Raw genomic sequence first — 12,135 nt, 5'->3', positions numbered from 1 at the left:
GCTCCCACATTTGATATTGCCCGGTATCAAAAATTGGGTTCGACGCCCAAATCCTCGGGCGTCGAAGGGTCTATCAGGCTTGCGTCAGTGTTGCCGCGGCGCGTTCGAAGCGGTCCAGACCGGCGTCGATATCGGCGTCTTCCACCACCAGGCTCGGGGCGAAACGAATCACGTCCGGGCCAGCCTGCAGAATCATCAGGCCTTCTTTTTCAGCGGCGTTGAAGATGTCCTTGGCCTTGCCTTTCCAGGCTTCGCTCAGCACACAACCGATCAACAGACCGAGGCCACGCACCTGAGTGAACAGGCCGTACTTCTCGCCGATCTGCTGCAGGCGGGTCTTGAATTTGTCGTGCTTGGCGTTGACGCCGTTCAGCACCTCAGGGGTGTTGATCACGTCGATCACTGCCTCGGCAACGGCGCACGCCAGCGGGTTGCCGCCGTAGGTGGTGCCGTGGGTGCCGACGACCAGATGCTTGGCCAGCGCTTCGGTGGTCAGCATCGCGGCGATCGGGAAACCACCGCCCAGGCTCTTGGCGCTGGTCAGGATGTCCGGGGTCACGCCGTAATGCTGATAGGCGAACAGGTGGCCGGTACGGCCCATGCCGGTCTGCACTTCGTCGAACACCAGCAGCGCGTTGTTCGCGTCGCACAGTTCGCGGGCACCTTGCAGGTAAGCCAGCTCGGCCGGCAGTACACCGCCCTCGCCCTGGATCGGTTCGAGCACGACCGCACAGGTCTTGTCGGAAACCGCCGCTTTCAGCGCGGCCAGGTCGTTGTAAGGGACGTGGGTGATGCCGGTGATTTTCGGACCGAAACCGTCGGAGTACTTCGACTGGCCACCGACGTTGACGGTGAACAGGGTACGGCCGTGGAAGCTGTTGAGCGCGGCGATGATCTCGTACTTCTCGCTGCCGAAACGGTCGAACGCTACGCGACGGGCCAGCTTGAATGCGGCCTCGTTGGCTTCAGCGCCGGAGTTGCAGAAGAACACGCGCTCGGCGAACGTGGCGTCGATCAGCTTGTGCGCCAGGCGCAGGGCCGGCTCGTTGGTGAACACGTTGGATACGTGCCACAGCTTGTTCGCTTGCTCGGTCAAGGCACCGACCAGCGCCGGATGCGCATGGCCCAATACGTTAACGGCGATGCCGCCGGCGAAGTCGATCAGCTCGCGGCCGGCCTGATCCCAGACGCGGGAACCGGCGCCACGCACCGGAATGAAAGCGGCAGGCGCGTAGTTGGGAACCATTACCTGGTCGAAATCGGCGCGTTGTACCGCAGCGTGCTCAACGGACATCGGAGTCTCCTGATGAGGGCCACCCGCCTGAAACTGGCGAGCGATGGGGGGATTGTAAGGACAGTTTTCAGCCCGGCCTTGCCGCCAAGCGACAACTTCTTATAGCGCAAACCCCGGATTTTCCCGGGTTTACGGCAATGCGACATATAGCGTCGCAAAGGCGCAGTTTAAACTGCACGCCGCCGTTTGCGCAGACGTACTCGGGATCTTACGCAAGAGAGTTTTATGGGGTGCGGTATATATGTACCGCACATCGAATCAATGGCCGGTGTTTGCTATGGACCTTTCCCAGGCAAATGGCCTCACCCCATGATTCACGAAACCACCTCCACCCTCGCGACACTGCCCGACGCACTGCTGCTTCCCCGGCAGGACGCACACTATCAACCGCTGCTCCAAGCCATTCCGACATGGTTGAGCAAGGCTGCAGCACACAAGCGCGAAGCTTTGAAACAGGCCAGTCCTCTACTGCCCGTCAGCCTCGTGCGAGCCTCGCGCAACGACCATGAAAAGCTGCGCGCGCTGAATGCCGCGCACTGGACTGCACACAACCGAGTCGAGCAAAGCCTCGCCCGCCTGCAAGACGCCAAAACCTTCGCCGAACCGTTACTGCGCGCCGAGCTGCAAAAACGCTTTGGCCTGCTGCTGGATGTCAGACAGGTTTTCCTGCGCCTGTACCTGCCAGCTCATGTTCCGTGGCTGCGAATCAAATCGGGCGCCGCGCGCACCTGGACCGTCTCGCTGCTGGACGCCGCGCTGCACAATTTTGAAAGCAGCGAGACCACCGATGACGCTTTCGAACCCGCTTCGGCCTATATCAGCCAGCCTTCACCCGAAGGCCGGTTCCGCATATTGCCGGGCATGCTTGAGTCGATGCCGATCATCGCCTTCACCCGCCTGTGCCGCGAACTGGATATCGGCCGGCGCTACAGCGTGTATCTGCAAGACAACCTGGGCTTGAGCAATCCGCTGGTCGCGGCGGTGCTGCAAGCCAGAGTCTACGCAAGCGAAAAAGCCGCGCTGGTCGCTGCCCTGCAGATGGCCTACATGCAAAAAAACCTCGGTGCCGATGTGCATCGCCTGTTTCTCGGCCTGCTCGATGGCTTGCAGCATTTGCGCCTCAATCGTCAGGCGTGGCAATGCCATGCGCTGACGATGCTGGACGCCAGCCTGACCGGCATCGTGCTGTTCGCGCCGAACCTTGAAGCAGCAAACGCGCCAGCGCGGGTGGTGGTGTACATTCCCGATGACCCGCTGCACCCGGTCAAGGAGTACGCCAGCACCGGCGCCTTCACCGAGGAGCTGGCCCAGCGCCTGCGCGATCCGCAATACCAGGCCTTTTTCAGCCGCTTTATCGAGCATGCCGAGCGCGGTCATTTTTTCGGCCGGTTGAACAACCTCCTCGGCCCTGTTACCTGGCAACCGGTACAAACCGGCGACCCACGCCCCACCTGGCGCGAGACCTCGACTGAACGCCCGCTCCTGCAAGTAGCCGCGACCCCGATTCGCGCTGAGCTGTTCACCTATCTATACCAACGCAAGCTCGACAAAATGCTCAACGATGCCCGAGTCGTCGCCGTTTCGACCGCCACGGTCGATCGCAAAGCGCGCTGGGCACTCTGGGATTCCTTCACCGAAATCGCCCAGACCCTGCTCAATATCGTCGCTTTCGTTGCCCTGCCATTCGTGCCGTTTCTCGGTGAACTGATGCTCGCCTACACCGCCTACCAGATGCTCGACGAGGCGTTCGAAAGTATCGTCGACTGGGCTGAAGCACTGCCACGTGAAGCCCTCGGGCACTTCATGGGCGCCGTGGAATCCGTTGTGCAAGTCGGCACCTTTGCTGCCGGAGGCGTCCTCACGGCCGGCGAGTTTCGCGCGCTGCTGCCGAGCGATGTCGTCAAGTTCATCGACCGCTTCATTCCGGTGAAGGCCGCGAATGGCAAGACCCTCTACTGGAAGCCCGACCTGCGCCCCTACGAATTGCCCGGCGCCTTGCCCAAAGACCTGCAAACCGACGCATTGGGCCTGCAACACCACCAAGGCAAGACCCTGCTGCCCCTGGGACAAAAGCGCTATGCCGTCAGCCGCGCCGCCGAAACGGGCGCGCATCGCATCGACCATCCGACGCGTCCCGAGGCCTACAAACCGGCCCTGCGGCACAACGCCGCCGGCGCCTGGCAAACCGAACTCGACCAGCCACTGGGCTGGGACCGCGCCACCGTGCTGAGCCGCAGCAGCCCGTTGATGCAGCGTCTTCCCGCAGAGCTGCAAGAACGTCTGCTGAACATCAGCGGCTGCGAAGAAAACGCCTTGCGCCAGATGCATGTCGAGCTAGGTCAGTTGCCACCGCTGCTGGTCGACACGCTCGAACGCTGGCAGATCGACCAGGACCTTCAATTGTTCATCGAACAGGTCGGCAGCCACCGTGCCGAGGACTACCTCAAGGCCGATCCCGCCAGCCAACTGCAACTGCTGTTTGACCACGGCCACTGGCCCGCCGACTGCGGCCTGAAACTGATTGATCGCCAGGGGCGAACCCTGTGGCGCAGTCCCGTCGCCGATGTGCCATTCATCCAGATTGAAGGAACACGGCTGGACGATGGCGACCTGCTGAAAACCTGGCTGCAACGTCTGACCCCTGCACAAAGAAACACACTGCTGGGCGAAGCCCCGCAGGCACCGGCCCCCACGCCAGAGGCCGGTGCCACGCGCCTGCGCCACACCGTTGCCGAACTGGCGCAACAGCAGCGCCAACGCCTGTTCGAAGATCGCTATCGCCAACTGCAACGGGGTGCCGGCGCGCTGACCCAGGCATTGATGGATGCCGAACCCGGCCTGCCCAGGCATCTGGCCCAGGCGATCGTCGAAACCGCGAGTGACGCCGAGTGCCAGCAACTGCAGCGCTCGACGCTATCCCCGCGCCTGGTCGAACTGACTCAGGAGGCTGGCCTGCAAGTGCGCGCAAGCCGAGCCCTGGAGGGCCTGACGCTGAAAGCCGCAGCGCACAATCTCGACACGGATCGCCTGATCCTGCACACACTGCCTCGCCTGCCGGGCTGGTCGGATTCGTTGCGCCTTGAGGTCAGGCATTACAGCCGCGACGGGCGCCTGCTCGACAGCATTGGCCCGAAGAGCGCTACCATTCGCAGGACACTGGTGCTGACTGAACAGGGTGACTATCAGCCCTTCGATGAGACCGACCAACCACTTCGCACCTCCGGCTCACTGTCCTCCAGCCTGCTGCAAGCCTTGCCAGACACCGAGCGCTCGGCGCTGAACATCGGCACTGGCGAAATGACCGAGTTCGAACAGCTGATTCGCCAACACTTGCTGCCCCGGGAAACGCTACTGGCACTGCTCGCACAAAACCCGAACCGCAAACCCGCCTACGACCCGACGATCATGCGCTTGCGCGGAGGCGCCACCGGCCATCGGCGCATGCCCACCGACACGCCGACCTTGCAAGCACACGCGCACTGGCTGCTGCCGCACTTGCTTCCGGAAGAGCTGGAAGAATTTGTCGCCCGCCTGCAACGCCACCCGAGTGGTCCGCGCAGCGAGCTGTACCGGTTGATCACCGAGCGTCAGCGCCTGGTCGCAGTCCTTGATCCGTGGGTCGATGCGGTGCCCCAAGTGCACCCGGAAACCGGGGTCCAGCTCAACACCGAGCAGTACGCCATCCAGCGCCAGCGCCGACGGCAAATGCGCGTCGACCTCATCGACTGCTGGAAGCAACAGGTGGTGCTGCCGGAAGACACCGAACACACGATCGACCTGCGCCTGTCCCATCCGATTCTCGGCGAGCTGCCGCAAGTGGAGGTCAATTTCAGTCACGTGGATTACCTGACGATCGAAGGTGTCGCCGGCACTCGGGGGGTACACGGGTTCCTCAACAACTTCTCCGGCCTGCGGCGCCTGGTGTTGCGCAGCATGCCTCTGGGCGAACTGCCGCAAGCCATCAACCGTTCACCGCAACTGCGCGAACTGGTGCTCAGCGAGTGCGGCATTACCCTGACGCCCGAAACTCAAGCAACACTGGCAGCCCAGACAAATCTGAAAATCCTCGACCTGTTCCACAACCCGCTGGGCCTTGCGCCCAACGTCGAGAGAATGGCCAGGCTGAGTTACATCGACGTCTCGGAAACCGGCATTTCGACGCTGCCGGCCGGCCTGTTGTCGCGCCAGCAATTGCGCACCGCATTGCTCAATGACAACGCGATCGAAGCGTTACCCCCGGCACTTTTCGAACTGCCCAACAACATTCCGGAGGGCTTCGACCTCGGGGGTAACCCGATCGGTGCCGCAGACCGCGAACGGATCAAACATCACTTCAATCAAACCCGTCAGGACTTCGGCGTACTGGCCGAGTCCGCCGACCTGCAGCGCGTGCAAGCGCTGTACACCCAGATGGATCAGGAACAGGCCAGCGAGCTCTTCTACCTGCTGCCCGGCACGCTGGCTGAGGGCCGAGTCGAGCTGACGCGCCGCGAGTCCGAGTTTCGCAACATGAGCGACAGCCTCGCCGACTGGAGCACCGAACACCCCTTGCTGCATCCGATCAGTGGCGAACCCTTTACCCTCGAAGAGGTACTGAACGAGCAGGAAGCGCGCCTCGAATTCAAGAACCGCATCGAACAGAGCTGGCGCCGGGAAACCGAACAGGATGATTTTGATCAGGACAGCCAACCGCTCTACGACCTGAACCTGTCCATGACCATCACCGGTGATCTGCCCGCGCTCAACGCCGACTTTTCCCACCTCACGCATCTCTACATGAGGAGCCGACCGGGACACACCTCTGGCACTGCGGAGTTTCTGCAAACCTTTCCCAACCTGAAGGCGCTGACGCTCTACCAGTTTCGGCTCGAACAGATTCCTGCGGCGATATTCCGGATGGCCGACCTCAGCTACCTGTCGCTCTCGGAATGCCACATCACCCTGACCCGTGAAACGGCTCTGGAGCTGGCGCAAATGGAGCGCCTGGATCATCTGGATCTGAGCGACAACCCACTGGGAGAAATTCCGGATGTCAGCCAGATGAGCGACCTGTCGACTCTGCTGCTGGACAACACCGGCATTACCGGCCTGCCCCGTGGCTTGCTGCAGCTCGAACATCTGGATGTCGTCGCGCTGGATGGCAACGCTATAAGCGATATCCCCAGCGACATCCTCGAACTGCCCGAGGAGCGCGCAGACAAAATCAACCTGCGGGACAACCCGCTCTCTGAAATCAGCATTCAACGGCTGATCGCCTACTTCAGAAAATACCGCATCGACTTTGGCGTGGAGGCTGTCATCGACCGGGCGGAAATGGAGGTGTCGACGTCCGAAGAATCCGAAGCCGACGAGTGATGTTCAGCGCAATTGGCCGGGACGCGTCAACCGCGCTCCGGCGGCACCGACGACAGTTCGAACGGACTGCTGCTGCGCCGCTGGTTGCGATCTTCCCGCGGCGTGGCGCCGAAGAAGTTGCGATAGGCGCTGGAGAAATGCGGCCCCGAGGAGAAACCGCAGGACAGGCCGATCTGGATGATCGACTTGCTGGTCTGCATCAACATCTGCCGGGCCTTGTTCAGGCGCAGTTCCAGGTAGTACTGGCTCGGCACGCGGTTGAGGTATTGCTTGAAGATCCGCTCCAGCTGTCGACGGGACACGCACACGTGCTGGGCGATTTCGTCGGTGGTCAGCGGCTCTTCGATATTGGCTTCCATCAGCAACACGGCTTGCGTGAGCTTCGGATGGCTGGAACCGAGGCGGTTCTGCAATGGGATGCGCTGACGCTCGCCGCCCTCGCGGATGCGCTCGACCACCAGTTCTTCGGAGACCGCACCGGCCAGTTCCGCACCGTGATCGCGGGCCAGCACTGCCAGCAGCAGGTCGAGTACCGACATGCCGCCGCACGCGGTCAGGCGATCGCGATCCCAGTCGAACAGGTGACTGGTGGCGATGACTTTCGGGAAGCGCTCGGCGAAATCGTCCTGCCAGCGCCAGTGCACGGCCGCGCGATAACCGTCGAGCAGACCGAGTTGCGCCAACGGATACACGCCTGCCGACAGACCACCGATCACGCAACCGGCACGCACCAGTTGCTTGAGCGCGCTGCTGAGTGCCGGGGCCAGGGTGGTCGGCGGCTCGTCGGCGAGCAGGAACAGCTTCTGGAAGTTTTCCAGCTTGCCGGTCCAGGCCTCGCCGGGCAGTTGCCAGGCGCCTTCGGCCGTGGCTTCGGTGCTGGCTTCAGCCTGCAGGAACGACAGCTCGTAAACCACCTCCGGATGCACCCGCTGAGCAACACGCAAGGCCTCCTCCGCCAGCGCCAGCGTCAGAGCTTTAGTGCTGGGCCAAATCAGGAAACCAATTCGATGGGCAGTCATGGGCGGGCAATCCGAAACGAAAAACGGTGATGAAGGCATGGGCCAATGCTAGCCCGTAATCGAAACTGTCGCAGATCCATTGTGGGAGCGGGCTTGCTCGCGAATGCGGTAGATCAGACACCAATGATGTCGACTGAAACACCGCTTTCGCGAGCAAGCCCGCTCCCACAGAGGGCCGAGCAAGTCTTCAGGTCGCGAAGCATGACCTAATTTGGTGCATAACGGGAGCGATTACTTGAGGCTACCCGACAGGAATTGTTGCAAGCGCTCGGATTGCGGATTGACCAGCACTTCGCGCGGGTTGCCGCTCTCCTCCACCACACCTTTGTGCAGGAACACCAACTGGTTCGACACTTCACGGGCGAAGCCCATTTCGTGCGTGACCACGACCATGGTGCGGCCTTCCTGAGCGAGGGCTTGCATCACTTTGAGTACGTCGCCAACCAGCTCCGGGTCGAGGGCCGAAGTCGGTTCGTCGAACAGCATCACTTCCGGTTCCATCGCCAGCGCACGGGCGATCGCCACACGTTGCTGCTCGCCACCGGACATGTGCCCCGGGAACGCGTCTTTACGATGGGCCACGCCAACCTTGTTCAGGTAGTGCTCGGCCTTCTCGCGCGCTTCAGCCTTGGAAACACCGAGTACGTGGACCGGCGCTTCCATGATGTTTTCCAGCGCGGTCATGTGCGACCACAAGTTGAAATGCTGGAACACCATCGACAGGCGCGAACGCATGCGCTGCAGCTGTTTCGGATCAGCGGCCTTCAGCGCGCCGTCCTTGTTGGCGACCAGCTTCAGCTCTTCGTTGTTGAGCAGGATCTTGCCCGCGTGCGGCTGCTCAAGCAGGTTGATGCAGCGCAGGAAAGTACTTTTGCCGGAGCCACTGGAGCCGATGATGCTGATCACATCGCCGGCTGCCGCTTTCAGGGACACGCCCTTGAGCACTTCGTGACTGCCATAGCGTTTATGCAGGTCTTGGACTTCAAGTTTGTACATGCGGTCGGTTCTCACAAAAACAGTCAGTCAGTCGTTGAGCAAGCGCCCGTGACGCAGCGCTTCGCGCCCCGCCACCTTGGCCAGCCAGAAACCGGGTTGGGCATAGCGCAGCCGTTCAATGGCAAACAGCACCCCGGACGTACCAGCACACACCGTGCTGACCCGATCGGACACAGGGTCGATCACTTCGAAAATCTCATCCCCGGCTTCAACCCACTCGCCGGGTTTACGCAGAAAACTCACCACACCGGGGTGCGGTGCCAACAGTAATTCAGTGCCTTCGAACGGCATGCCTTCGCACGCTTCGTTGGCCGGTTTCGGCCACTCGCCCGTAATCAGGCCCTGCTCGGCAAGGAACGCCAGAATGCCTTCGGCCCAGGCCACCGCATCCGCGCGGTCGGTATTGGCCTGACCGCCGAGTTCGACGGTAGTCGCCAGGCACGCCAGCGGAATCTGCGCGTCCGGGAACTGCCGCGACAGACGCAACCACGGCAACGAGCACGCTTCATCGAAGGAGCTGCCGCCGGAATCTTCCGCCAGCAAACCGACCTTCACATTCAGGTGCGCCGCCAAGGAGCGCCACTGCGGCCAGTGCTGCGGCAGCGCATACATGTGCAGCGCGGCTTCAGCGTCGCAATGCAAGTCGAGCACCACGTCGGCGGTGCAGGCGTGGCTGAGCAAAACGCGCTGCATGCCTTGCAACTGGCTGCTCGCTTCGGGCAGTGCCGCCAGATGATCAGCCATGGCCTGACGGATCAGGCGAATGTTGGCGTGCGGATCGTCACCGAGACGGTCGGCCAGCGCCGCCGCAACCGGCGCGCTCAGCTCGACGAAATCACGGTTGAAATTCTTGCCGCTGCCCGCCTCGAAACGCCCCTGATGATTGCCTTGCAGCAACTGGCCGAGGCCCAGCGGGTTGGCGACCGGCACCAGCTCGATCACGCCGTTGAGCAGGCCTTGGGCTTCGAGCTCGCCGAGGCGCTTTTTCAGCTCCCAGGCGGTGCGCATGCCCGGCAGTTCGTCAGCGTGCAGGCTCGCTTGAATGTAAGCCTTGCGCTCGCCCTGACCGAAGCGGAAGACCGAGATCTTGCGCTCGCTGCCCAAGTGGCTCCACGGCAATACGTGGTCGATGCGTTCCATATCAGTGCTTCCGCGGGGCCAGGTAGCTCAACCAGCGGCGCTCGGCCAGCTTGAACAGCTTCACCAGAATGAAGGTCAGGCACAGGTAGAACACGCCGGCGGTGATGTACGCCTCGAACGGCAGGTAGTACTGCGCGTTGACGGTACGGGCCGCGCCGGTGATGTCGATCAGGGTCACGATGGACGCCAGACTGGTGGTCTGCAGCATCATGATCACTTCGTTGCTGTACTGCGGCAGCGCCCGGCGCAGGGCCGATGGCAACAGAATGCGCTTGTACAGTTTGAAGCGCGACATGCCCATGGCCTTGGCGGCTTCGATCTCGCCGTTAGGCGTGGCCTTGAGGCTGCCGGCAATGATCTCGGCGGTGTAGGCGCTGGTGTTGATCGCGAACGCCAGGCACGCACAGAACGTCGCGCTGGACAGCCACGGCCACAAGAAGCTTTCACGTACTGCTTCGAACTGCGCCAGACCGTAGTAGATCAGGAACAGCTGCACCAGCATCGGCGTGCCGCGGATCACGTAGGTGTAGAGCCACGCGGCGCCATTGACGATCGGGTTCTTGGAGACGCGCATCAGGCCCAGCGGCAGTGCCGCCAACAGACCGAACAACAGCGACAGCGCGAGCAGTTTGAGGGTGGTCAGCAGGCCGCCGAGGTACAGCGGCATGGCCTCCCAAATGACGTTGTAGTCGAAGATCATAGATCAGCCGCCCTTACGCCTACCGAGTAGCGCTTCTCAAGGTGACGCAGCGCCAGCAACGAGACACTGGTGATCACCAGGTACATCGCCGCCACTGCGAGGAAGAAGGTGAAAGGCTCGCGGGTGGCATCCGCCGCCTGCTTGGCCTTGAACATCATGTCTTGCAGACCGACTACCGAAATCAGCGCGGTGGCCTTGGTCAGCACCAGCCAGTTGTTGGTGAAACCAGGGATCGCCAGACGAATCATCTGCGGCACCATCACCCGGAAGAACACCTGAAAACTGCTCATGCCGTAGGCCATGCCGGCTTCGGCCTGGCCCTTGGGGATCGCCATGAACGCGCCACGGAACGTCTCCGACAGGTACGCACCGAAGATGAAACCGAGGGTGCCGATACCGGCGGCCAGCGGGTTCAGGTCGATGTAGTCGTCATAACCGAGCATCGGCGCGACGCGGTTGAGCAAGTCCTGACCGCCGTAAAAGATCAGCAGGATCAGCACCAGGTCGGGAATCCCGCGGATCACCGTGGAATACAGATCGCCCAGCCACGCCAGCCAACGAATCGGCGACAGGCGCAACGCGACGCCGATCAGCCCGAGAACGATGGCCAGGGCCATGGACGACAAGGCGAGCTGAAGCGTCAGCCATGCGCCATCGAGGATGACAGCCCCGTAGCCTTTCAACATGATTCAGGTCCTCGAAAGTTGGGATGAAAAAATGGCGCAAACCGCAGAGATCCTGTTGCTTGCGCCATTTCTGACTTGTCGCAGAGACGTGTTACTTGCCGTAGATATCGAAGGCGAAGTATTTGTCCTGGATGGCTTTGTATTTACCGTTTTCACGGATGGCCGCGATGGCCGCGTTGATCTTGTCTTTCAGCGCGTCGCCCTTGCGCACAGCAATGCCCACGCCGTCGCCGAAGTATTTGACGTCAGTGAACTGCGGGCCAACGAAGGCGAAACCTTTGCCGGAATCAGTGTTCAGGAAGCCGTCCTGCAGCAGAGTGGCGTCAGCCACGGTACCGTCGAGGCGACCAGCGGCCACGTCGAGGTAGATTTCGTTCTGCGAGCCGTATGGCTTGATCTCGGCACCCAGCGGGGCCAGGACTTCGCGAGCGAAACGCTCGTGGATCGAACCACGTTGCACACCGATGTTCTTGCCCTTGAGCTCAGACAGGTTGTCGCTGACAACGGTGCCTTGCTTCATGACCAGACGGGCCGGGGTGTTGTAGTACTTGTTGGTGAAGTCCACGGATTTCTTGCGGTCTTCAGTGATCGACATGGACGACAGGATCGCGTCGATCTTGCGCACTTTCAGTGCCGGGATCAGACCGTCGAACTCTTGCTCGACCCACACACACTTGACCTGCATCTGCTCGCACAGGGCGTTGCCGATGTCGTAGTCGAAACCGACGATGCTGCCATCCGGCGCTTTGGAAGCGAACGGAGGGTAAGCCGCTTCGATACCGATCTTCAGAGGTTTTTCATCAGCGAAGGAATTCAGCGACAGCACGGACAGTGCCAGGGCGCCAAGCAGCACAAGTTTCTTCATCTTGGGACTCCATCGGTAAAGGGCAAAAACGGCAGAGTGAGCGACAGCCCAATATGCGAATGGGTGAATCGGGAAAGCGG

The 12,135-nt window shown here is 61.6% G+C and carries 8 protein-coding genes; 1 reads left to right on the top strand and 7 read right to left on the bottom strand.

From position 1 onward, the window contains the following. Positions 1-73: 73 nt before the first annotated feature. Complete coding sequence (locus tag AC27VU_RS24035; protein WP_103522294.1) at positions 74-1,294, bottom strand: aspartate aminotransferase family protein; 1,221 nt, start codon at positions 1,292-1,294, stop codon at positions 74-76. Between the two features lie 309 nt (positions 1,295-1,603). Here AC27VU_RS24035 and AC27VU_RS24030 point away from each other — a divergent pair, with 309 nt between their 5' ends. Further along, complete coding sequence (locus AC27VU_RS24030) at positions 1,604-6,649, top strand: dermonecrotic toxin domain-containing protein (protein ID WP_488725051.1); 5,046 nt, start codon at positions 1,604-1,606, stop codon at positions 6,647-6,649. A 26-nt stretch (positions 6,650-6,675) separates the two neighbouring features. Here AC27VU_RS24030 and argR read toward each other — a convergent pair whose 3' ends face one another. The 6 genes from argR to AC27VU_RS24000 form a co-directional block, all read right to left on the bottom strand. Beyond that, entirely contained in the window at positions 6,676-7,668 is a 993-nt protein-coding gene (gene argR / locus AC27VU_RS24025) for a transcriptional regulator ArgR (RefSeq protein WP_003227280.1), read from the bottom strand. A 231-nt stretch (positions 7,669-7,899) separates the two neighbouring features. Continuing rightward, the gene (locus AC27VU_RS24020; RefSeq protein WP_003227281.1) at positions 7,900-8,664 is read right to left on the bottom strand and encodes an ABC transporter ATP-binding protein; all 765 of its coding nucleotides are present in this window, start codon (positions 8,662-8,664) and stop codon (positions 7,900-7,902) included. Between the two features lie 27 nt (positions 8,665-8,691). Then, positions 8,692-9,804 (bottom strand): M14 family metallopeptidase, encoded by a 1,113-nt coding sequence (locus AC27VU_RS24015; RefSeq protein ID WP_488725050.1) that lies wholly within the window; start codon positions 9,802-9,804, stop codon positions 8,692-8,694. A 1-nt stretch (position 9,805) separates the two neighbouring features. Next, a complete protein-coding gene (locus AC27VU_RS24010) occupies positions 9,806-10,504 on the bottom strand; it encodes an ABC transporter permease (RefSeq protein WP_003227285.1) in 699 nt (232 codons plus the stop codon). Next, a complete protein-coding gene (locus AC27VU_RS24005) occupies positions 10,501-11,190 on the bottom strand; it encodes an ABC transporter permease (protein WP_003227287.1) in 690 nt (229 codons plus the stop codon). Before AC27VU_RS24005 ends, AC27VU_RS24010 begins: the two co-directional genes overlap by 4 nt. Before the next feature lie 91 nt (positions 11,191-11,281). Then, on the bottom strand, positions 11,282-12,055 hold the full coding sequence (locus tag AC27VU_RS24000) for an ABC transporter substrate-binding protein (protein WP_003227288.1): 774 nt from the start codon (positions 12,053-12,055) through the stop codon (positions 11,282-11,284). Positions 12,056-12,135 lie beyond the last annotated feature (80 nt).

Source organism: Pseudomonas sp. 14P5.3.2 (assembly GCF_057799175.1).
The sequence above is the reverse complement of the archived record's forward strand: the minus strand, read 5'-3'. Positions and strand labels throughout refer to the sequence as shown.